Below are 22,523 nucleotides of genomic sequence, written 5' to 3'. Positions count from 1 at the left end.
GGAGAGGGAACGTCGGCCACGGCCGCGACATCGCCCACCTCCTCCCGCCGGAACACCGACCGCCGTCGAGCACGGCAACGTGCCCTCGACAGCCCGGATCCCGTACAGCGGGAAGCAATTACATCCCGAGAAACATCAAGACGCCGAAGCCTGCCCGGTGGAACGGGCCGGCAGGCGCGACAAGGAGAAGACTGTGGCAAAAGCCGTCCGCTTCTACGAAACCGGTGGCCCCGAGGTCATGCGGTGGGAAGCCGTCGAGGTCGGAGACCCCGGCCCGGGCGAGGTCCGGATCCGGCACGAGGCCGTGGGTCTCAACTTCGCCGACACGTACTTCCGCACCGGCCTGTACCCCGCCCCCCTGCCGGCCGGCATGGGCGTCGAAGCCGCCGGCGTGGTCGAGGCCGTCGGACCGGACGTGGCGCACGTGCGGGAAGGCGATCGGGTGACCTACACCGGCAGCCCGCTCGGCGCCTACAGCACCGAGCGCGTGATGCCCGTCGAACACCTGATCCCACTGCCCGATGCCATCGGGTTCGACACCGCCGCGGCGATGACCATGCGCGGCTTGACCACCGCCTACCTGCTGCGCCGCATCCACCCGCTGAAGGCCGGGGACACCGTACTGCTGCACGCCGCGGCGGGAGGCGTGGGCCTGATCTTCACCCAGTGGGCGAAGTTGTTGGGAATCAACGTGATCGGGACGGTCTCGAGCGAGGAGAAGGCCGAGACAGCGCGCGCCCACGGGTGCGATCACGTCGTGATCTACACGCAGGAGGACGTCGCGCAGCGAGTGCGGGAACTGACGGACGGCGCCGGCGTTCCCGTGGTGTACGACAGCATCGGCAAGACGACGTACTCGACCTCCCTCGATTCGCTGGCGCGCCGCGGTCTGCTGGTCTGCTTCGGTACCGCCTCCGGGCCCATCCCCCCGATCGACGCAATGCAGCTCGCGGTCAAGGGATCGTTGTTCGTGACCCGTCCGGCGCTCGCGGACTACATCGCCGACCCGGCCGAGCGCGCCGAACTCGCCGGAGAGCTGTTCTCCCACGTCGCCACCGGGAAGATCGCGATCGAGATCAACCAGCGGTATGCACTCGAAGACGCGGTCCGCGCCCACCACGATCTCGAAGCCGGTCGCAGCATCGGCTCGTCGGTCTTCACCCTCTGACCCCGGCCGGGCGGGATGTTGCTCCGGACGCCACCGCCATCCCACCACCCACGAAGGATCTGTCATGACTACCACCACCCGGCCGTCGGAGACGACCACGGCCACCACGCGGGAGTTCCGCGTCGAACCGCTCACCTGCACCATCGGCGCCGAGCTGTTCGACGTCGACCTCGGGGAGGTTTCGCGTGACCATGCGCTCTTCGAGCAGCTGCACGCGCTCCTGCTCGAACACAAGGTGCTCTTCTTCCGCGACCAGGACATCACCCGCGCCGAGCATGTGGCGCTGGCCGAACGGTTCGGTCCGCTCGAGGATCACCCGATGGTCGGCAGCGACCCCGACAATCCTGGCCTGGTGCGGATCTACAAGGACGTCGACAGCCCCCCCGAGCACTACGAGAACGCCTACCACTGCGACGCCACATGGCGGCAGAACCCGCCCATGGGGTGCGTGCTGCGGTGCGTGGAGACGCCGCCGGTCGGTGGCGATACCGTCTGGGTGAACATGGCCGAGGCGTACCGGCGGCTGCCCGCGCCGGTGAAGGAACAGGTCGCCGGACTGCGGGCCCGGCACAGCATCGAGGCGAGCTTCGGTGCCGCCCTGCCGATGGAACAGCGCCATCAGCTGCATGCGCGGTACCCGGACGCGGAGCACCCGGTGGTGCGCACCCACCCCGAGACCGGCGAGAAGATCCTGTTCGTCAACGCCTTTGCCACGCACCTGGTCAACTACCACACCCCCGACAATGTCCGGTTCGGGATCGACTACGCCCCCGGCGCCGGCAATCTGCTGCAGTACCTGATCAGCCAGGCCGCGATCCCCGAGTACCAGGTGCGCTGGCGGTGGACGAAGAACAGCATCGCCATCTGGGACAACCGTTCCACCCAACACTATGCGGTGCAGGACTATTGGCCCGCCGTACGCAAGATGGAGCGCGCCGGGATCATCGGCGACCGCCCCTTCTGACTTCCTCTTCCTTCCTCATCGACTCTGAAACGGAGACCACAGATGCACTTCCTCGACGATTCCCTGTTCCCCGAGAACCAGGAGAAACTGGTCATCACCGCCGCGCCGTACGGCCCGGAATGGGAACTCGACGACTTCCGCGAGGACCTGCCGTTGACCATGGACGAGCACGTCCAGCAGGCGGTGGACTGCTACGACGCCGGCGCGACCGTCCTGCACATCCACGTGCGTGAACTCGACGGCAAGGGCTCCAAGCGGCTGTCGAAGTTCAACGAGCTGCTCGGCCGGTTGCGTGAGGCCGTGCCCGACATGATACTGCAGGTCGGTGGGTCGATCTCGTTCGCCCCCGAGGGGGAGGGCGCCGACGCCAAGTGGCTCTCGGACGACGCCCGCCACATGCTGGCCGAGCTCGATCCAGCCCCGGATCAGGTCACCATCGCCATCAACACCAGCCAGATGAACATCGTGGAGTTGATGACCCCCGACGACATCCGCGGTACCTCCTTCGAGCGTCCCGAGGTGTGGGAGGCGTACCGTGAGATGGTCGTCCCGGCCGGCCCGGAATGGGTCGAAGAGCACCTGAAGCGCTTGCAGGCCAAGGGTATCCAGCCGCACTTCCAGCTCTCGAGTATCCCGCAGCTCGAAACCGTCGAACGGCTGATCCGCCGCGGCGTCTACACCGGCCCGCTGATGGTGACCTGGGTCGGTATCGGCGGTGGGTTCGACGGCCCCAACCCCTACAACATGATGGAGTTCATCCGCCGCACCCCCGACGGCGCGGTGCTGACCCTCGAGACCCTGATGCGGTCGGTACTGCCGATCAACACCATGGCAATCGCGATGGGCCTGCACTGCCGGGTCGGCAACGAGGATACCCTGTGGACGCCGACCAAGGAGAAGATGACCTCGGTCCAGCAGATCGAACAGCTCGTGCGCATCGCCGGTGAACTCGGCCGGCAGGTGGCCACCGGCAAGGAGGCCCGCGAGATCTACAAGCTCGACGAGCGCTACGCCGACGCCGACGAGACCCTCGCCAAGGTCGGCTTCGCACCCAACCGCAAGCCCGGCCAGCGCGGCTTCACCCAGCACGCCTGAGCCAGGCACACCGGACACCTCCCCGGAGGGGCACGCACACAGCACCGTGCGTGCCCCGGCCGTGGGTGCCACCTCTCCCGTGGCGGTGCCACGGGAGAGGCCCACGACGTCTCGTTCTGTCCTCCTCGCGGTCGTTCCTCCGCATTCACCGCCACCCTCGCCCACAGGAGTTCCCATGGGACTGCCCACCTCCCCCGTGGAGAATCCGACCGGCACACCGGCCGCCGGTCCCCGCCCCCACACGCGCTCACGGACGTACCCGTGGATCGTCTTCGCCCTGACCTTCGGGCTGCTGCTCTCGGACTACATGTCCCGACAGGTCCTCAGCGCCGTCTTCCCGTTCCTGAAAAGCGAATGGGCCCTGTCTGATTCACAGCTCGCCTCCCTCACCAGCATCGTCGCCCTCATGGTCGGCCTGCTCACCCTGCCGTTGTCGCTGCTCGCGGACCGGTGGGGCCGGGTCAAGAGCCTCGTGCTCATGGCCGTGTTGTGGAGCGCGGCCACCCTGCTCTGTGCGGTCGCCTCCAACTTCGAGCAGATGCTCGGTGCCAGATTCCTCGTCGGCGTCGGCGAAGCCGCCTACGGCAGCGTGGGCATCGCGGTGGTGCTGAGTGTATTCGCCCCGCGGGTGCACGCCTCACTCAGCGGCGCCTTCATGGCCGGCGGATCGTTCGGGTCGGTGATCGGCGTCGCCCTCGGCGGAGTGATCGCCGTGCACCTGAGCTGGCGATGGTCGTTCGCGGCCATGGCGGTCTTCGGCCTGATCCTGGTTGCGCTGTTCCGGACGCTCGTCACCGAACGCAGGCTCGCCGAGAACGCCGCCGACGAACACCCGAGGCAGACCGCAACCCCACCCGACGGCTTTCGCGCCCCGGTGTCGAGCCTGTTCACCAATCCGGCAGTGCTGTTCGCCTACATCGGTGGCGGACTGCAGATATTCACCGCCGCAGTGCTGCTGTCGTGGACTCCGAGCTACTTCAACCGGTACTACGGCCTCGCCCCGGACAAGGCCGGAGCCGCCGCCTCGATCGTCGTACTTCTCGTCGGCAGTGGCATGGTCGTCTGCGGCATCATCACCGACCGCCTCGGCCGCCACGACATCACCCGCAAGTGGACCGCTGCCGTCGTCTTCTGCATCATCGCGCTGGTGTGCCTGCTTACCGCCTTCCGGCTCGAGGCCGGCCCTGCCCAGCTTGTGCTCATCGGAATCGGTGCCTTCTTCTCCGCCGGCTCCTCGGGTCCAACCGCAGCGATGGTCGCGAACCTGACCCACACGTCGGTGCGCGCGTCCGCGATGGGCACGCTCACCGTCGCCAACAACCTGCTCGGTCTCGCCCTCGGCCCGTTCGTCGTCGGCATCCTCGCCGATCGGCTCGGCTTGCGAGAGGCGCTGCAGCTGTCGCCCCTGGTCTACCTCGCCGCCATCGCCGCGCTGCTGGCCGGCAAGCGCCTCCATCCTGCGGGACTGCGCAAACTCCTCGCACTGAGCACTCCCGTCGCCCGCTGAGGCAGACACTCCTGCTTCCCCGTCACTTCGAACAAGCTCCTGGAGCCGATCTTGAACAGCCCCACCTCTCCGACCGTGGTGATAGTGCCGGGTCTGCGAGACCACGTCGCGGACCACTGGCAGACCCTGCTCTCCGAACGCCTCGACGACGCGCGCACCGTGCCCCCGCTCGAGCACGACAAGCTCGACCGTGCCGCCCGCGTCGCCGCTCTCGACACCGTCCTGAACGACATCTCCGGCCCGGTCGTGCTCGTCGCCCACAGCGCCGGAGTCATGACCACAGTCCACTGGGCCCAGAACCCCACCCGGCCGATCCAGGGCGCCCTCCTGGCGACCCCGGCGGACCTGGAGTTGCCGCTGCCCGCCGGCTACCCCTCCGGCGAAGACCTCGACCGTGGCGGCTGGAACCCCATCCCTCGCCGGAGGCTGCCGTTCCCGAGTGTCGTCGCAGCAAGCCGCAACGATCCACTCGCCTGCCACCGCCGTGTGACCGGCATGGCCGAGCTGTGGGGCAGCCGGCTGGTCGACCTCGGCAACGTCGGGCACCTGAATCCCGCCGCCGGCTACGGATATTGGCCGCGCGCCGAGGAGCTGCTGCAGGAACTGATCGAGCACACCGCAGCATCCGCCGCAGCGCGGTGCTGATTCCGGGGCGGGCCACGACTCGAGGTCGCCGGCCCGCCCCTCACGCCAGCCACACGCCCCCTGCATCGCGCGTCCTGCGCCAGTACGGAGAAAGAAATTGAGCAAGATCTACACAACTGCGGGCGAGGCCGTCGCCGACATCCCGTCCGGCGCCTCGCTCGCGGTCGGAGGTTTCGGCCTGTCAGGCATCCCGGACGAGCTGATCGCGGCGCTCGCGGAGGGGAAGGGCACCGATTTCGAGGTGTTCTCCAACAACTGCGGCGTCGACGGGCACGGGCTGGGAATCCTGCTCGGCGACAAGCGGATCCGCCGCGTCACCGCCTCCTATGTGGGGGAGAACAAGGAGTTCGCCCGTCAGTACCTCTCCGGTGAACTCGAGGTGGAGCTGACCCCGCAGGGCACCCTGGCGGAGAAGATGCGTGCCGGCGGCGCCGGCATCCCGGCGTTCTTCACTCCCGCCGGGGTCGGCACCCCCGTCTCGCAGGGCGGGCTGCCGTGGCGCTACCACGCGGACGGATCCGTCGCACTCGCGTCGCCGCCGAAGGAGATCCGCGAGTTCCGCGGCAGGCGGTACGTGCTCGAAGAATCGATCACCGCGGACTTCGCCCTGGTCCATGCGCTGCGCGGCGACACCGAGGGCAACCTGGTGTTCAACAAGGCCGCGATGAACTTCAACCCGCTGGCCGCGATGGCCGGGAAGATCTGCATCGCCCAGGTCGAACAGCTCGTCGAACCCGGCGAGATCGACCCGGACCAGGTGCACCTTCCGGGAATCTTCGTCGACCGCATCGTGCACACCGGAATGCAGGACAAGCAGATCGAGAAGCGCACCGTGCGCGCCGCCAAGGAGGCCCGAGCATGACCGCAGTGATCGACACCCTCGGCTGGTCACGTACCGAGATGGCGGCCCGCGCCGCGCAGGAACTCACGCCGGGGCAGTACGTCAATCTCGGCATCGGGCTGCCGACGCTGATTCCGAACTTCCTGCCCGAGGGCGTGCGGGTCACGCTGCATTCGGAGAACGGGATCCTGGGGACGGGCCCCTACCCGACCGAGGACGCCGTCGATCCGGACCTGATCAACGCCGGCAAGGAAACCGTCACCGTCCACCCCGGTGCGGCGTTCTTCGACTCGGCCATCTCGTTCGGGATGATCCGCGGCGGGCACATCGACACCGCGGTGCTCGGTGGGATGCAGGTCTCCGCCACCGGGGATCTGGCGAACTGGATGGTGCCGGGCAAGATGGTCAAGGGCATGGGCGGGGCGATGGACCTCGTCCACGGCGCCCGCACGGTCATCGTGCTGATGGAGCACACCGACAAGACCGGCGCATCGAAGATTGTCGAGCGGTGCACCCTGCCGCTCACCGGGGAGGCCGTGGTGCAGCGGATCATCACCGACCTCGCCGTCCTCGACGTCACCGACACCGGACTGGTGCTGGTCGAGTGCGCACCCGGCGTCACCGCCGAGCAGGTCCGCGCCGCCACCGACGCACCCCTGGGCTGACCCCACCGTCTCCCTCGTCACAACGACAGGACACACTCTCGTGCTCAATCTCTCCGTACTACTGGAAGACTCCGTCCGTCGCTACCCCGATCGCGTCGCACTGGTCTTCGGCACGGAACGCCTCACCTACGCCCACCTCGACGCCCTGGCCAACCAGGTGGCGAACCTGCTCGCCGCTCGGGGCATCGGCCCCGGCGACACGGTCGCGCTCTCGTGCCCGAACACCCCGCAGTTCCCCGCCGTCTACTACGGGATCCTCAAGGCCGGCGCGATCGTCGTGCCGTTGAACATCCTGCTCAAGCCGCGCGAGATCACCTACCATCTAGACGATTCCGGTGCCGCCCTCTACTTCTGCTTCGAGGGCACCGACGACCTGCCCATGGGCGAATACGGCCGTGCCGGATTCGACAACGCCGCCGGATGCCGTGAGATGATTCTGCTCACCGCGGACCCGGACACGTCGTCGCCGATCCCCGGCGTCGACACCCTCGCCCGGGCCGTCGAGGCCCGTCCGGACACATTCGACACCGTCGTTCGCGAGCCCGGCGATACCGCGGTGATCCTCTACACCAGCGGCACCACCGGCCGGCCGAAGGGCGCGGAACTGACGCACGCGAACATGCTGCTCAATGCCCTGACCGCCAACCGGTTGTTCGACAGCACCTCGCTGCGCCCGGACACCTACCTGCTCACCCTGCCACTGTTCCATTCCTTCGGCCAGACCGTGACGATGAATGCCGGCCTGTCGGTCGGCGCCACCCTCGTGCTCCTGCCGCGGTTCGACGCGAAGGCGGCGCTCGAGCTCATGGTCGGCGAGGACATCACCGTCTTCGCCGGGGTGCCGACCATGTACTGGGCTCTGCTCGGCGCGGTCGACGACACCGTCGACGTCGACCGCATCTCCCGCTCCCTGCGGCGCGCGATCTCCGGTGGCGCCGCGCTGCCCGTGGAGATCCACGCCCAGTTCGAACGCCGCTTCGGCGTGCGGATTCTCGAGGGCTACGGTCTGTCCGAAACCTCGCCGCTGGCGGTCTTCAGCGACCCCGAACGCGACCCCCGCCCCGGCTCGATCGGTGTTCCGGTCTGGGGCATCGAGGCCAAGCTTGTCGACGAGCACTGGAACCCCGTTCTCGGCGACGACCAGGTCGGGGAGCTCGCACTCCGCGGCCACAACGTGATGAAGGGCTACCTCGGCCGGCCCGACGCCACCGCCGAGGTGATGCGCGACGGCTGGTTCCGCACAGGCGATCTCGCACGGCGCGACGAGGACGGCTTCTACTACATCGTCGACCGGGCCAAGGATCTCATCGTCCGCGGCGGATTCAACGTCTACCCCCGAGAGATCGAGGAAGTACTGATGACGCACGCCGCGGTCTCGCTCGCAGCCGTCGTGGGCGTCCCGGACGAACGGCACGGCGAAGAAGTCAAGGCATTCGTCATCCTCGAACCGGGTGCACGGATCACCGAGACGGAGCTGATCGACTGGTGCAAGGACCAGATGGCCGGCTACAAGTACCCCCGGTCCGTCGAATTCACCACGGCCCTGCCCATGACCGCCACCGGAAAGATCCTCAAGCGCGAGCTGGTCTCGGCCGTCGTCGACCAGGTTCGCGGCCGATGACCGCCCACACGCCCGGTGCGGCTCCTTCCATCGTCGACCGCATGAAGGCGGAGGGCACCTGGAACCCGCTGTGGGACGGGATCGAGGAACTCGATCCCGAATGGACCGAGCATTACCTGACGGCGACGATGCAGCCGTACCAGAGCGGCGTGCTCTCACCGCAGGTCGTCCAGTTGCTGTGCATCGCCGTCGATGCCTCCTGCACCCACATGTACGCTCCCGGGCTGCGGCGACACATACGAGCCGCACTCGATCTGGGCGTCACCGCCCGCGAGATCGTCGAAGTCCTGAAGCTCGCGACCACCATCGGCATCCACTCGCTGAACATCGGCGTGCCCCTCCTCCTCGAGGAACTGTCCTCCCAGGGTCGGGTGCCCGAATCGGACCGTGCCGGGCACGCCTGACACAACGCCGCTCCCGCACTCCCCGGGCAGAACGCCCCACATCTCGAGGAACAATCATGACGCTTCGACTTCAGCACAAGCCGGCAGGTCTCGAGGTGGTCTTCGAGATCAACTGCGAGATCGACGGTGGGACACGACCGGTGTGTATCGCCGAGATGGTTGTGCTCTACACGTGACCGCCGGAAACGTGCTCGATCACCACACCCGGTTCGAGGAGCGGATCGTCCGCGTCGGCTGCCACCGGATCCGGGTCAGCGTGCGCCACGGGAGCGGAGTTCCCGTGGTGTTGTGCAACGGTCTCGGCGCCGGATTGGAAATCCTCGGTCCGATCGTGGAGTCCTGGAACGCGGGGGCGACGATCGTGCGCTTCGACGTTCCCGGCGCCGGCGGGTCGCCGTCGTCGCTGGTGCCGTACGGCTTCCCGTATCTGGCATGGGTCGTGGGCCGGGTCCTCGACGCCCTCGGTCTCCGGGTTGTCGACGTCGTCGGATACTCGTGGGGCGGCGCGCTGGCTCAGCAGTTCGCCCTGCAGAATCCGCGCCGCTGCCGGCGTCTCGTGCTCGTCGCCACCAGCACCGGGGCAGTGTCCGTCCCGGGCAGTCCGCGCACCTTGGCGAAGATGCTCACCCGCCGGCGATTCGACGACGCCGCCTGGGCCGCGGCGAACGTCGCGGAACTGTACGGCGGTACCGCCCGCCCGAACGCCGGCGCGGTCGCCGGCCTGCTCGGCAGCCAGCCCCGCACGACGTCGCGAACCGGATATCTGCAGCAACTGCTCGCCGGGGCCCTGTGGACGAGCCTGCCGGTGCTGCCGCTGATCCGGCAACCGGTCCTCGTGGTCGCCGGCACCGACGACCCGATCGTTCCCGCCGTCAATGCGCGCATCATGCACCGGCTGCTTCCCCATGCCACCCTGCATATGCACTCCGGGGGGCACATCGACGTGCTCACCGGAGCCGGCGAGGTCGTGCCGGTCATCGATGCGTTTCTCGCGACCGGATGACGGTTTCGACGCCGCGACGGTCCGACGGGGAGGCACGTGCCGCACTTCGCCCGTCGGACCGATCCGCGGTACGTCACGAGGTTTCCGGGCCGTCGCCCTCGGGCCGGTCGTCGCCGTGGCGCCGACGCCGTTGCTCGAAGGCGCTCACCGCAGCTTCGATCGTCGGATAGAACCGCGACGTATCGAATCGGTCACCCACGCCGAAGCGCACGAGCCGATCCTTGACGGGGCCTTTCATCTCTGCGAAGACGAGCCTGACGTGCTGGCTCTCCAGATACCGGTCGAGGTCGACCACTTCGTCGACGGCTGTGGTGTCCAATCCGATGATCGGTTCGGCGGCGACGACGACCCATTCGACGGGAGACGCCGAGTCGTTCACCAATGAACGGACGTAGCTGTCGAATATCTCCCCGTTGGCGAAGAACAACGGAGCATCGAATCGAACGAGGACCAGACCCGGGATGCGCCGGCCCTCGGGGTGCCGGGTGATGTCGTGGAACCCATCCCGATCCGGAAGGGCGACCAGCTCCGTCCGATAGGGCTGCCATACCCGCACGACCACTGCCACGAAGGACAATCCGATCGCCACCAGGATGCCCTGCAAGACCCCCACCAAGGCGACGCCGACGAACGCTGCCGCGGCCAGACCCGCTTCGACGCGGCTCATCCGCCACATCCGCACCACACCGGGCACGTCGACCAGCGCCCACGCCGCGACGATCACCACCGCCCCCAGCGTGGCCTGGGGGAGATACGCCGTCACTCCGGGTGCGAGCAGAACGAACAACAGCACCGCTATGGCTCCGACGACTCCGGCCAGCTGGGTGCGGGCTCCGCTCTCCTCTGCCACCGGGGTACGGGAACCGCTGGCCGAGATCGGGAACCCACCGAACACCCCGCTGGCCACGTTCGCGACTCCGATCGCCTTCATCTCCGTACTGCCGTCGACGTTCTCGCCCCGCCGGGCTGCGAAGGTGCGCGACAGCACGCCGGAGTCGGCGAAGGCGATCAACGCGATACCCGCCGCCGGTCCCACGAGCGCGGCCACCTCATCCCAGCTCACCCCGCCGAACGACGGGAGGGGCATACCGCGTGGCAGGGCTCCGACCATGTCGATGTCGTCGGTGAGGTCGATCGCGAAGGCGACGACCATGGCTCCCCCGACCGCGACCAGAACACCCGGAACCTTGGAATGCAGCACCTTGAGCCCGATGATCACCGCCAGCGACACACCGCCCACGAGCGCCGTCGTCGGGTCGACGTCCCCGTCCAGCACCGCCCCGACGATCCCGGCGAGCTCGTCGAGAAGGCCCGAGGCGTCGACCGAGAAGCCCAGCAGCTTCGGCAGCTGCCCGACGATCACGATGAGCGCGATCGCGTTGAGATAGCCCAGGCGCAACGGCTTGGACAACAACTCGGTGACGAACCCGAGCCGCAGCAACCCTCCGAGGATCATGATCACGCCGACCAGCACCGCCAGGACGCCCGCCAGGACCAGTGCGCTTTCCGGGTCCGCGGCCACGGTCAGCGGCAACACCGCCGCAGCGATCAGCGGCGCCAGCGACGAGTCCGGTCCCAGAACGAGAATCTTGGACGGTCCCACGACGGCGTACGCGAGCAACGGCACGATGGTCGCGTACAGGCCCGCGTACGCGGGCAGCCCGGCGGCTTCGGCGTAGCCCATGCCGGCAGGAATGAGCAGTGCGGTCAGAACGAGCCCGGCCGTCACATCCGAGCGCAACCATTCGCGGCGGTAACGGCGTACCGTCACGACACCGGGCAGCCCAGCCAGGGCTCGGCTGAAGGACATTCAGAGAGTATGGCACCGCAGGCCCAGTCGGAAACGCCGATTGTGGGCAAGACACGCACCGGTTGCTGCGTCGGCCCGAAACACCCGCGCCCATCGGTGTTCTCTCGCGCGTGTTCTTGCCCGCGCGGACCGCACTTTCGGGCGCGACGCGAGCAACCCACCTACGATCGATTCGAGCCGGGACGCCCGAGGGGGGAGCCATGTCCGAGATCGAGAGGCCCGAGCTGCGGGCCGCCGTCGACGAGATCCTCAACCGCCGGCCCGCCGTCGGCCTGGCGGTCGGCGTGGTCCGCGACGGAACGCTGGAGTTCTTCCACGGGCACGGCGTCGCGGACATCCCGTCGAACAGACCCGTCACCAAGGACACGATCTTCCGGATCGCATCGATCACCAAGACGTTCACGGCGATCGCGGTCATGCAGCTGTGGGAACGGGGACTCGTCGACCTCGATGCGCCCGCCGCCGACTATCTGCGCGCCTTCCGGCTGGTCCCCGCGCGGTCCGGCTGGCGGCCCGCGACGGTGCGCCACCTGCTGACCCACACCGCGGGACTCGGCGAGGTGGCGCCGGCGTCCGGCGCGCTCCGACCGAATTTCGGGGAGAACGTCGAGCCCGGACGGCCACGATCCCTGGCCGAGCACTACCGAGGAAGACTGCGCATCGACGCGGAGCCCGGCACCAGGTTCCGGTACGGGAACCACTCGCACGCGACGCTCGGCCAGATGGTCGAGGACATGACCGGGCAGCCGCTGCACCGCTACCTGCGCGAGCACGTCTTCGAACCCCTCGGCATGACGAGCACCAGCCTCGTCCGGTCCGAGCTGGATGCCTCGCGGATCGCGACCGGCTACACGCTGCGCTCGAGTGGCCCGAGGGCGGTCCCCGAGCGGGAACCGGTGACGGCGGGAGCCGGCGCGGCGTACTCGACACCCACGGACATGGCCCGCTACGTCGCGGCGCTGCTGGGCGGCGGCACCAATGAGCACGGATCGGTGCTCGAACCCGCGACGCTCGCCACCATGTTCGCGCCCCAGTACCAGGCCGATCCGCGGCTGCCCGGCGTCGGCCTGACCTTCTTCCGCGGCGACGTGGGCGGCCACCACGTGGCCGAGCACCAGGGCATCCTGCCCGGCTTCAACTCGCAGATCACCGTCGCCCCGGGCGACGGCGTCGGGATCCTCGCCTTCACCAACGGAGCGCACCGGGCCGTGATGTGGCTGCCGGTGGAAACCGGGACGCTGCTCGGGTCCGTGCTCGGCGTTCCGGGCGAGAAGATCCGCACCGACGTTCCGCAGCGCCCCGAGGTCTGGCCCCCCCTCTGCGGGTGGTACCACCTGCCCGGCCGGGTCACCGACGTCCGGGTCAGGACCATGATCGGTGCCGGCGTCGAGGTCTTCGTCCGTCGCGGCGAACTCCTGCTCCGGTTCCTGACCCCGCTGCCTCCGCTGTACCGGGGCCTGCCGCTGCACCCCGACGACCCGGCCGATCCGTACGCGTTCCGGTTCGACCTCGGCGACGGGCTGGGCTCCAGCCGGGTCGTGTTCGGGCGCGAGCCCGGAACGGACGACATGTCCGTGCACTTCGAGCTGATGCCGCTGTCCGCCCGGAAGCGGCCGCCGGCGACGAACCCGAGGTTGTGGACCGAGGGAGCGGGCGCCGTCGCCGCCGCGACGCTGCTCGTCCGCCGGGTTGCCCGGGGGCGGGGCCACTCCCCCGCGCCCTGACCGGCACGGCGTCCGCCCGCACCGACCGGAGTGCCCGGCGGCGGGCAGGGGGGACGAACCGAAGCCCTGGGGTGGGTTACCGTCCGGAAGCCCCGGCGGGATGGTGGTAATGCCCCAGCCCCTTCCTCAGGAGTACACATGACCGTCCGACTTCGGGTGCGCGACATCGATGCTGTCCAACACCTCCGAGTGCCCTACATGATCGATGCCGGCACGAATGGTCTGCTGATGATCCATTCCGGATGGCTCATGTTCGATCTGTCGGCCGAGGACAGCGGCCAGCATGTCGACATCCTCTCGTTCGTCCCCTACGCCGACGACACCATCCAGACGTTCACCCGCCAGGATGTGGCCGTGCCGATGGTGAGCGCCTCGATGACGAGCCTGCACGTTCGAGATACGGGCGCGATCCTCGCGGTCGACTCCGCCGTCGTCGGCCTGGAACAACGCCAGTTCACGGGCATCCAGGGCAGCCCGTTCGTACTGGTGATGCGCGCGAAAGCCTATGTGCGCGAAGGTGGTGTGGGACGGATGGCCTACCAGGTGACATGGCAACTGCAACGCGACCGAACCGGGCGTGCCACCGGTCTCGGGCAGCCCATCGATCCGGGGAACACACGACCCTGACGGGTCGACGCGGTGATCCGACGGCCTCGCCCCGAGCGGCCACTTCGCCACTGCGGTATTGGCAGGGACGTGGGGGTTCGTGCCCGCATCTGCCTCACGCGAGACGCGTGCACACTCACGCGGCCATCGTCGGCGCGATCGACTCCATCTGTTCGAGCACCAGCTTGATCGCGCCTGCCTGCCGGTCCGGCGGGTACTTGTACCGCGTGAGCAACCGCTTGATCTGCGAGCGCAACTTGGCCTTGACGTCCGCCCGCACGCGCCAGTCGGTCCTGACGTCGCGACGCATGACAGCGACGAGTTCCCGGGCGATCTGGGCGAGCACGTCGTCGCCCTGCTCGGTGACGGCGGATTCGTTCTGGGCCACGGCGTCGTAGAAGGCGAGTTCGTGCCAGTCCAGCGGCGGATCGAAGCGGCGGCCGCGGTCGCCCTCGGCCTGCACCTCCTGCGCGACCTCGACCAGCGCGGCGATCACCTCCGCGGAGGTGAGCTGCGAGTTGGTGTACTTGTTCATCAGTTCCTGCAGACGTTGTGAGAACGCTCGCTGACGTACCAGATTGTGCCGTGCAACCTTTCGCGCTTCCTCGTTGATGAGCTTGCGGAGCGCCTCGATCGCGAGGTTCGGGTTCTTCGCATGTTCGGCCCGTGCCAGGAATTCCGCATTGAGTTCGGTGAGCGACGGTCGCGGAATGCCGGCGGCGCCGTAGATGTCGAGTACCTCGCCGGATCCGACCGAGGCGGCCATGAGCTGACGCAAGGCACGCCGCACGTCCTCCGGAACAGCGAGCCCCCGCGCCTGCCGATCCTCGGCGTCGAACTTCGCCATGTAGACGCGGACTTCCTCGAAGAACTTCGCGTCGGCGGCCAGCCCTCCCAGATCGGGATGAGTGCCGCAGATCGCCCAGGCGCGGGACAGTTGGGAGGAGAATTTCCGGAAGCGGGCCGCCAGGGTCTCGTCCCCTTCCGGCACCCGGTTCTCCGGAAGCTTCGGGTCGCCCAGGTAGTTCACGGTGGCGAGCACGGCTTCGATATAGCCACGCGGTCCGGTGGCGGACCGGAGGCGCGACCGCCAGTCGAAACCGTGCAGCATGTTCACGAGCACCGTGAGCAGGTTCTTGACGGCGTCGACGGACTCCTCGATCGGCCGGCCCAGCGGTTTGGTCTCCTGATCCGTCGCCGTGTACTCGGCCAGCGCCTCGGCGAGGTTGTCGGCGACGGGCGCGTAGGCCACGAGCAGCCCGTCGCGTTTGCCGCGGAAGGTGCGGTTGACCCGGGCGAGGGCCTGCATGAGCAGCGCACCCTTCAACGGCCGGTCGAGATAGAGAGTGTTCAGCGGCGGCGCATCGAAGCCGGTGAGGAGCATGTCCTTGACGATGACGATTTCGAGCTCGTCGTCGATGTCCTTGAGCCGCTTCTTGATCGCGGCGTTCGCCGAGTCGCGGCGCACATGCCTGTCGATCGGCGGCTGATCGGCCGCGGTTCCCGAGTAGACGACTTTGATTCGCCCGCTGGAGATCTCGCCCGAGTGCCAATCCGGGCGCAGTGCGACGATCTCGTCGTAGAGATTGGCGCAGATCTCGCGGGTCGCGCACACGATCAGGGCCTTGCCGGGCGCGGTGGGGTTGTCGTCGGACCCGACGAATTTGGCCATCTGCTCGCGGCGACTCTCCCAGTGTTCGACGAGGTCGGCGGCGAGCTTGTGCAGCCGGGCCGGCGCGCCGTAGACGGCGTTGACGACCGCGACGGACTTCTCGATGCGGTCGCGGTCGGTGTCGTCGAGTCCGATGGTGAGTTCGTCGGCGGACGCGTCGATCTGCTCCTCGGTCACGTCGCCGGCGAACGCGACCTTGACCAGCCGGCTTTCGAAGTGGACCGGGACGGTGGCGCCGTCCTCGACCGCACGGGTGAGGTCGTAGACGTCGATGTAGTCGCCGAACACCGCCCGGGTGTCCCGGTCCTCGAACGAGACAGGCGTGCCGGTGAAGGCGATGAGGGTCGCGTGCGGCAGCGCGTCGCGCAGGTGACGCGCGTAGCCGTCGAGGTTGTCGTAGTGGCTGCGGTGCGCCTCGTCGACGATGACGATGATGTTGCGCCGGGCCGAGAGGAGGGGGTGGCTGTGGCCGGATTCGCGTTCGTCACGGCTGCGCCCGAATTTCTGCAGGGTCGTGAAGTAGATCCCGCCGGTTGTCCGGCCGGACAGTTCCTGTCGGAGTTCGTCACGGCGCCGGATCTGCCGCGGCTTCTCGGGCAGCAGCTGGGAGCGCAGAAACGTCTCGTAGAGCTGGCCGTCGAGTTCGTTGCGGTCGGTGATGACGACGACGGTCGGGTTGGCGAGCCGGGGGTGGCGGATCACCTGGTTCGCGTACAGCTCCATTTCCATCGACTTGCCGGAGCCCTGGGTATGCCAGACGACGCCCGCTTTGCCCTCGGAATCGACGGCGTGCACGGTCGACGCGACGGCTTTGGTGACGGCGAAGTACTGGTGCGGTTTGGCGATGCGCTTGATCAGCCCGCCCTCGCTCTGATCGAACGCCGTGAAGTCGCGTACGAGCTGCAGGAACCGTTCGAGGTTGAACAGCCCGTACAGGGCGACGTCGAGGGCGGTGTGGTCGCCGGTGGGTTCGATCGGGCGGCCGTCGTCGTCGACGTTCCAGGGGGAGAAGTGTTCGTACGGGGTGAAGGGCGTCCCGTACTTGGCGGTGATGCCGTCGGAGACGAGCGCGACGACGGCGAAGCGGAACGCGAGCGGGAACTCCCGTAGGTAGGTGTGCAGCTGGGCGTGGGCACCGTTGAGCCCGGCATGCTCGCTGCCGGCGTTCTTCAGTTCGATCACCGCGACAGGCATCCCGTTGAGGTACAGAACCACGTCGAAGCGGCGCTCGTGGTCGCCGCGGATAACGGTCACCTGACGCGCGGCGAGCCAGTCGTTGTCGTCCGGGTCCACGGAAATCAGGCGGATCGTGGGTGTGACCTCCACGCCGCTGTCGTCGACATAGTTGATCTTGCGCAAGCCTTCGGTGAGGTATGCGTGCACGGCGCGATTCTCGGAGATCGCGTCGGTGGATCCGGCGGTGGTGACCACGTCCACGGCCTGCTCGACGTCGCGTTCTGGGACGAGATCAACCCCGGCAACACCGTCACGATGCCGGTCGTGTTCGACATGCCGGTCGATGCGGTTCCCGCCTCGATCGAACTGCACGACTCCATGTTCTCCGGCGGAGTCACCGTCTCCCTGCGGTGACGTCCCCGGGGCCGGTGCGCCCGCGAGGGGTCGGGCGCACCGGAATTTCCCACCTTCGGAGCGAGCGAATGTATCGCTCACCTCCTCAGATCGACGGAACGACACATTCGCTCGTTCCGGCGCTCCCAACTTCCAAGAAGGGCATGACGATGTCGGACGACAAGACGCCCGCACCCGCCGGCTGGTACCCCGATCCGAACGGGGGACAACGTTACTGGGACGGCACCCGGTGGCTGGACTTCCCCGGTTCCGGCGCCGTCGACGGCAAGAAGCGCCGAATCAGGAAGAAGCCGCTCCTGATCGTGCTGGCAATTCTGCTGCTCGCCGTGGGTGGTGGGGCGTTCACCTGGAAGCTGAATCACGACGCCCAGGTTGCGGCGCAGGTTGCGGCGGCAGAGGAAGCTGCACAGCGCGAAGCGGAACGCCTGGCCGCCGAGAAGGCGGCGCAGCAGCAGCGCGACAACGCCGAGCGCGCCTCCCGCGCGCGATCCGTCTCTGAGATCGAGTCGAGTGTGGAGCAGATGGCGAGCAAGCACATCGACAACGGAATGTTCGGCGGGCCGGTGATCGAGGTGACCTGCTCACCCGTCAACGGCGGGTCCACCGACAACCTCACCGAGACGACGACGGTGTTCGAATGCTTCGTCGCGACCGAGGACAACGGCGACGGCACGATGAGCGGGTACAAGTACCACGCGACGATGAACTGGACGACGGGCAGTTTCACCTACGGGTTCGGGGCGCCGTAGCGACGACGACAGCCGCACGCTTCGGCGTCCTGTCGCGCCTCAGGGCGTTACGCCCGTCCCTCCACACCTGCTCCGGACATCGACAACGAAAGCGACGGTTGTCGATGTCCGGCGTTGTCCAGCCTGCGAGGTGAGCGGAGGAGAACCGAGCTCAGTGCCCCAGCCCCAGCGTGGCGCTCAGTTCGGGGATCCGGGTCGCCAAGGCGGAGTAGACGAGACGGTCGTTCACCTTGTCGTAGTGGTGCGCGATCAGGTTTCGCATCCGTCCGATCGCCACCCAGTCGACGCCGGGGAACTCGGACTTGAACGTCTCCGGCAGCTTCTCGACGACCGTGGCCACCTGGATCAGGATGTGCCGACCGTTGTTCCGCAGCACGCGCCCGTAGGGACTGTCCTCCAGGTAGGCATCCAGACCGAGTCCCACCGTGTAGGCGGCATCCGCCGCGAAGTCGGCAAGGTCCTGTAAACGACGGCGAACACGCTCGTCCGCATTCTCCTCCGACGTCACAGCTTCTCCGATGTCACAGCGCCACGGCTTCCTCCCGGGCCCGGTCCCCCACGCGCCCCCCGGCTCGCCCGTCGACGATCTCGACCCGCACGGTGAGCAGGTCTTCCAATGCTTGCTGCAACCCGAGGAGGTCGACGATGTCGTGGCGATCGCTGAAATCCACGATGAGGTCGATATCCGAGGCGAAGTCGTCGTCGCCGCGCGCCACAGATCCGAACACCCTCGGGTTCGGCAGTCCCGCCTCGGCGAAGAGTTCGCGCACTTCTTCACGTCGGGCTGCCAGAGCCTCGGAGGGGCGAACGGGCAGGGCTGCCGTCAGCGCCGAACGGGCCGGCTCGGACGGCTGCCGTCGTCCGGTCTCGATTGCGGCGATCAGAGGCTGCTTGATGCCGGAGCGCTCGGCGAGCTCCCGCTGCGAGAGACTCAGAATCCCCCGCCGGATGCGAACGAAGTCACCGAAGCCGACGGCCACGACATCACGATAACAGATTTTGTTATCGCTTGAAGCGATGTGGGCCGGACGCGGCCCATGCCCCGCGGGGAGTCACGGGTTCGCTCGGATGTGCAGTTCTCGTGACGACACGCCGGGCAACGTCCACGAGAACTGCGCGCTCGGCACAGTGCCGCTCAACCGAAGTTCACCTGACGACGAGCGTTCGCCAGGCATGTGACGGCGCCCGTCCCGAACGGACCGAACCGGTCGAACAGCACCGAGGTGCCCACCGCGACGCCGGCGGCGCTGAGGTGGTGATCGGCTTCGACGCCGACCTCGGTGCCGACGGGCAGCCGCGAGAGGGTCAGCGTGAGGTCGCCGTTGATGAAGCCGACGCCCTCGTCGCTCCAGTTGGCCATGAAACTGGTGCCCTCGCCGACGACCGCGGTCCGCACGAACGGCGACATCTCCTCCCCCACGATCACCGGAATCTGCCGGGACCACATGCGTTTCCGGCTCGCGTTCTGATGCTCGGACCGCACCTGCGACCAGCCCTCAGGGTGCGCGTCGCTGCCGAACCAGGTGGGTGCGAATCCCGCCTCCGGGCCGTCGAGTGCTTCGGCGGGCGGCGTCGGGTGCTCGTCACGGGTCCAGACGGTGCCCGGCGGCTGCTCGGATGGGCGCAGGTAGACGACGGTCCCGCGGGCGGTGACGTCGTCGCCCTGGATCAGGTAGGCGTCGGCGACGCGGATGCGGTTGCCGTCTCGCACGCGGGTCGTCTCGAACCGGACGGGCGCGTTCTGCACCGGCCTGAACAGGTCGACGGTGAGCCGGGCGGGGACGAACCCGTCGGGACCGTGGTCCTTGTCGAGTTCCCGGGCGAGCAGGCCGGTCACGCACGGTCCGGCCAGCATCGTCGACGACCAGGGGCTGACGGCGTACTTCGTGGGAAGGTACGTGCCGTCCGATTCGGTGAAGTATCCGCGCATGGAGTCAGGCCCGCACCGATCGTCGCGACGTACATGTCGAACCGCCACCCTCCCGGCAGCGCGACGACGGCCACGACCATCGCGCCGACCAGGGCGGTCGCGAGCACGCGCCGGCGAATCGCTGTCGCCACGGCCAGTGCCGCGAGCCCTCCGGCTCCGGCGGCAGCGACATCGGAGGTGAACACCGGGCCGGGCAGCAACCCGTCGGCCAAGGGATAGGTGTCGACGCTCGGGGCAGCCAGCACCAGCCCCGCAGTGAACCCGCCGACGACAAGAAGGACATATCGGAAAATTGACGCCACGCCCTACCATCGCCGGGCGTCCCACCTCGGGCGTGCTCGACGCGCCGGCCTCTCTTCGGATTTCGCCACGCGCGCCCCAGAATCCGAACGCGCGTTCGAGTTGACGGCACGCGTCGGCCGTGCCACCATCCCTCCATTGGCCTGAAAACAGGTCGACCCCGGCAGGTGTTGCAGCACCGCACCGGGGTCTGGGCACACGACAGAAAGAGCTGTCATGCACCGTAGGGTGGAGTCTATCCACACGCCCGGCAGGGGCGTGTATCCGCAACCGCGCGCACGTTCCGTCGCGCCGATCTCACACCGCCGCGCCCGGTCGACGTCCTGACGCACGAGCCCCTCGGCTTCGAGGGGCTCGTCGTGCATCGCTGTTCCCGGTGTGCGCAACGGTAACCGAGACACACCGGTCCACGTCGCTACTCTCCCGTGGTCCGACGTCAGCGCACGGACGCTGCGAGCGCGACTTCGTCGTGCTCGAAACCGACTGGGCACCAGTACCTTTGTCCCCGTAGCTGGTGGCGGGGCACCTGATCGCGCGGGTCGACACGTTCGTTCGGGTCCAGCACAGCCGCACGTCGCCCGCGACGTGGGGCCGAAAGTGCTGGCCGAGAAGGTCTATCGGGGTATGGCGACCGGGCAGCGTTGGGGAAGGGGCCGAAAGACTCAGGGACCCGTAGGGTCTCCGCTCGGTCGAGGACAGTCGCCCGCAGGGCGTCCGTCTCCTCGAAGCGTCCTGCGCCGCGGCACGTTCACCTACGCCACAACCGAGGCGCGCGATCTATCCGGCGGAAATGTCGGCACCCAGGAAGTCTTCGAGTGCCCGCACGACCTCGGCCGTCTGCTCGTCGTGCGGGTTGTGCCCGGCCCGGTCGATGATCCGAAGGCGCGCACCGGGAATGCCGGCGGCCAGCTCCCGCTGGCACTCCGGCGGGAACACGAAGTCCTCGCGCCCGGCCACGACGAGCGTGGGCGCGGTGATCCCACCGAGACGATCGGTGACCGTCCAGTCCTTCAGCAGATGCCGGCCGGCGAAGATGAGCGGCGCCGGCCGCAGCCTCGAACGCCACGCTCCGCTGCTCAGCTCGCGAGCCAGTATGTCGAGGCCGGAACGGTAGAAGTATGCGTCCCCGATCTGCGCGAAGATCGGGAAGTACTCGCGGGGAGTGAACTCGCCGGTGAACCACCGCCGCGCCAGCTCCGCCTTCTCCCGGCTGTAGCCGCGTTCGAGGAGCACCTTCGGAACGTTCTGGCGCTCCCAGTGACTGTCGGCGCCGGTGTCGAGCAGCACGAGATGCGAGACCCGCTCGGGGTAGCGCAGAGCGTACTCGAGCGCGACCTGCCCGCCGAACGAATGCCCGAGCACCGCCCACCGCTCGAAACCGAGACTCTCGCGCAGGGCGTCGGCATCCGCGGTGAGGTTCTCCCACGTCATCGTTTCGACGGGTGCACCGATCGAGCGCCCGTTGCAGCGGTGGTCGTAGAACACCAACGTGAACCGGTCCGCGCACTGCCGGAAGGCTTGCATCGTCCACATGTCCGCCGACGGTCCGCCGTGCATGACCACCAACGGAGGTCCCTGCCCGACCACGTCGACGTAGAGGGAGGTGTCCCGGATCGGGACCCGGCCGGGCCGGACGCGGTGCAGGCTGCCGCGCCATTTCACCACCGCCGACGAAGGACCACGCGAGTCGCGTCCTCGCGCCTCTCCTGTCGCCGTGTTCGAATCTGTTGCCCGCGAGTTATTTTCGATTCTTCTTTTGAGGACCACCAGCATGCGCGCCTGCATGATCCACACGACCGGGGGGAAGATTCCGGAGTAGACGAGGCGCGTAATCCATCGCGGTCGGCCCGCCTGATATCCGCTGATGACGAGGCGGGTGCGCCCGCCGGGCAGCTCCTTCAGCTGGAAGCCCCACAGTCCTTCCAGATAGCCGGACGGTCGCGGCTGCCCGGGGTCGAGGGTGCGGCCCCGCAGATCGATCAGCCCGTACAGCCCGAGGAAACGGTTCGGCTCGATCCGCGCGACCTTGTACGCGTCCATCGGTCCCGCGCCGGGCGCCCAGTACTTCAGCTGGTCGCCGGGCCGGATGTCCTGCCATTCCGGATGCACTTCCCGGGCGCTCGGGCGACCGGCATTGTCCAGGTGATCCCAGGAGTACCACCCACCGCGGTCCCAGCCCATCTGCACCAGCCACGGCCAGACCTGCTCGGGCGGCGCGTCGATGGTGAC

Annotated in this window: 18 protein-coding genes and 2 pseudogenes; 14 read left to right on the top strand and 6 right to left on the bottom strand. The window is 68.1% G+C overall.

Annotated features, from left to right (window positions below):
• Positions 1-193: 193 nt before the first annotated feature.
• The 10 genes from AIIKEEIJ_RS01215 (at position 194) to AIIKEEIJ_RS01165 (ending at position 9,913) form a co-directional block, all read left to right on the top strand.
• Positions 194-1,168, top strand: a complete 975-nt coding sequence (locus AIIKEEIJ_RS01215; protein WP_161994739.1) for an NADPH:quinone reductase — start codon at positions 194-196, stop codon at positions 1,166-1,168.
• 64 nt (positions 1,169-1,232) lie between these two features.
• Positions 1,233-2,132, top strand: coding sequence for a TauD/TfdA dioxygenase family protein (locus AIIKEEIJ_RS01210; protein WP_029546439.1), 900 nt, complete (start codon positions 1,233-1,235; stop codon positions 2,130-2,132).
• A gap of 42 nt (positions 2,133-2,174) precedes the next feature.
• Positions 2,175-3,227, top strand: coding sequence for a 3-keto-5-aminohexanoate cleavage protein (locus AIIKEEIJ_RS01205; RefSeq protein ID WP_006939913.1), 1,053 nt, complete (start codon positions 2,175-2,177; stop codon positions 3,225-3,227).
• Between the two features lie 175 nt (positions 3,228-3,402).
• A complete protein-coding gene (locus AIIKEEIJ_RS01200; protein WP_006939914.1) occupies positions 3,403-4,734 on the top strand; it encodes an MFS transporter in 1,332 nt (443 codons plus the stop codon).
• A 51-nt stretch (positions 4,735-4,785) separates the two neighbouring features.
• Positions 4,786-5,379: an alpha/beta hydrolase gene (locus AIIKEEIJ_RS01195; protein ID WP_161994738.1), complete on the top strand. Its 594-nt coding sequence runs from the start codon at positions 4,786-4,788 to the stop codon at positions 5,377-5,379.
• A gap of 97 nt (positions 5,380-5,476) precedes the next feature.
• Complete coding sequence (locus AIIKEEIJ_RS01190) at positions 5,477-6,241, top strand: 3-oxoacid CoA-transferase subunit A (protein WP_161994737.1); 765 nt, start codon at positions 5,477-5,479, stop codon at positions 6,239-6,241.
• Complete coding sequence (locus AIIKEEIJ_RS01185) at positions 6,238-6,885, top strand: CoA transferase subunit B (RefSeq protein ID WP_006939917.1); 648 nt, start codon at positions 6,238-6,240, stop codon at positions 6,883-6,885. The genes AIIKEEIJ_RS01190 and AIIKEEIJ_RS01185 overlap by 4 nt, the downstream gene beginning before the upstream one ends.
• 40 nt (positions 6,886-6,925) lie before the next feature.
• Entirely contained in the window at positions 6,926-8,506 is a 1,581-nt protein-coding gene (locus tag AIIKEEIJ_RS01180) for an AMP-binding protein (RefSeq protein WP_161994736.1), read from the top strand.
• On the top strand, positions 8,503-8,910 hold the full coding sequence (locus AIIKEEIJ_RS01175; protein WP_006939919.1) for a carboxymuconolactone decarboxylase family protein: 408 nt from the start codon (positions 8,503-8,505) through the stop codon (positions 8,908-8,910). The genes AIIKEEIJ_RS01180 and AIIKEEIJ_RS01175 overlap by 4 nt, the downstream gene beginning before the upstream one ends.
• A 172-nt stretch (positions 8,911-9,082) precedes the next feature.
• On the top strand, positions 9,083-9,913 hold the full coding sequence (locus AIIKEEIJ_RS01165) for an alpha/beta fold hydrolase (protein WP_161994735.1): 831 nt from the start codon (positions 9,083-9,085) through the stop codon (positions 9,911-9,913).
• Between the two features lie 73 nt (positions 9,914-9,986).
• Here AIIKEEIJ_RS01165 and AIIKEEIJ_RS01160 read toward each other — a convergent pair whose 3' ends face one another.
• The gene (locus tag AIIKEEIJ_RS01160) at positions 9,987-11,723 is read right to left on the bottom strand and encodes a SulP family inorganic anion transporter (protein WP_161994734.1); all 1,737 of its coding nucleotides are present in this window, start codon (positions 11,721-11,723) and stop codon (positions 9,987-9,989) included.
• A 200-nt stretch (positions 11,724-11,923) separates the two neighbouring features.
• Between AIIKEEIJ_RS01160 and AIIKEEIJ_RS01155 the strand changes: the two genes are divergently transcribed.
• Both AIIKEEIJ_RS01155 and AIIKEEIJ_RS01150 read left to right on the top strand, forming a co-directional pair.
• Positions 11,924-13,447 carry a serine hydrolase gene (locus AIIKEEIJ_RS01155; protein WP_161994733.1) on the top strand — a complete coding sequence of 508 codons (1,524 nt, stop codon included), beginning with the start codon at positions 11,924-11,926 and terminating at the stop codon, positions 13,445-13,447.
• Positions 13,448-13,585: 138 nt separating this feature from the next.
• The gene (locus AIIKEEIJ_RS01150; protein WP_144415053.1) at positions 13,586-14,074 is read left to right on the top strand and encodes a hypothetical protein; all 489 of its coding nucleotides are present in this window, start codon (positions 13,586-13,588) and stop codon (positions 14,072-14,074) included.
• Positions 14,075-14,189: 115 nt separating this feature from the next.
• Here the strand turns inward: AIIKEEIJ_RS01150 and AIIKEEIJ_RS01145 are convergent.
• Positions 14,190-17,177 (bottom strand): annotated as a pseudogene (locus AIIKEEIJ_RS01145) (type I restriction endonuclease subunit R); the annotation flags it as partial.
• Here AIIKEEIJ_RS01145 and AIIKEEIJ_RS01140 point away from each other — a divergent pair.
• Both AIIKEEIJ_RS01140 and AIIKEEIJ_RS01135 read left to right on the top strand, forming a co-directional pair.
• A pseudogene (locus tag AIIKEEIJ_RS01140) lies at positions 17,172-17,315 on the top strand (DUF4352 domain-containing protein); the annotation flags it as partial. The pseudogenes AIIKEEIJ_RS01145 and AIIKEEIJ_RS01140 overlap by 6 nt on opposite strands.
• Positions 17,316-17,458: 143 nt before the next feature.
• Positions 17,459-18,064 (top strand): DUF2510 domain-containing protein, encoded by a 606-nt coding sequence (locus AIIKEEIJ_RS01135; RefSeq protein WP_238406149.1) that lies wholly within the window; start codon positions 17,459-17,461, stop codon positions 18,062-18,064.
• A 151-nt stretch (positions 18,065-18,215) separates the two neighbouring features.
• On the opposite strand, the gene AIIKEEIJ_RS01130 is transcribed toward AIIKEEIJ_RS01135, so the two are convergent.
• The 4 genes from AIIKEEIJ_RS01130 to AIIKEEIJ_RS01115 form a co-directional block, all read right to left on the bottom strand.
• Complete coding sequence (locus tag AIIKEEIJ_RS01130) at positions 18,216-18,572, bottom strand: HepT-like ribonuclease domain-containing protein (RefSeq protein WP_050036019.1); 357 nt, start codon at positions 18,570-18,572, stop codon at positions 18,216-18,218.
• Between the two features lie 13 nt (positions 18,573-18,585).
• Positions 18,586-19,044 (bottom strand): helix-turn-helix domain-containing protein, encoded by a 459-nt coding sequence (locus AIIKEEIJ_RS33895; RefSeq protein ID WP_161994731.1) that lies wholly within the window; start codon positions 19,042-19,044, stop codon positions 18,586-18,588.
• 155 nt (positions 19,045-19,199) lie between these two features.
• The gene (locus AIIKEEIJ_RS01120; protein WP_161994730.1) at positions 19,200-19,994 is read right to left on the bottom strand and encodes an acyl-CoA thioesterase domain-containing protein; all 795 of its coding nucleotides are present in this window, start codon (positions 19,992-19,994) and stop codon (positions 19,200-19,202) included.
• Positions 19,995-21,071: 1,077 nt separating this feature from the next.
• Positions 21,072-22,523, bottom strand: a 1,452-nt coding sequence (locus AIIKEEIJ_RS01115; protein WP_161994729.1) for an alpha/beta fold hydrolase, incomplete at its 5' end; no start/stop codon positions are given.

The organism is Rhodococcus sp. YH1, assembly GCF_009939605.1.
In the GTDB taxonomy this organism is placed as follows: Bacteria; Actinomycetota; Actinomycetes; order Mycobacteriales; family Mycobacteriaceae; genus Rhodococcus; species Rhodococcus aetherivorans.
The sequence above is the reverse complement of the archived record's forward strand: the minus strand, read 5'-3'. Positions and strand labels throughout refer to the sequence as shown.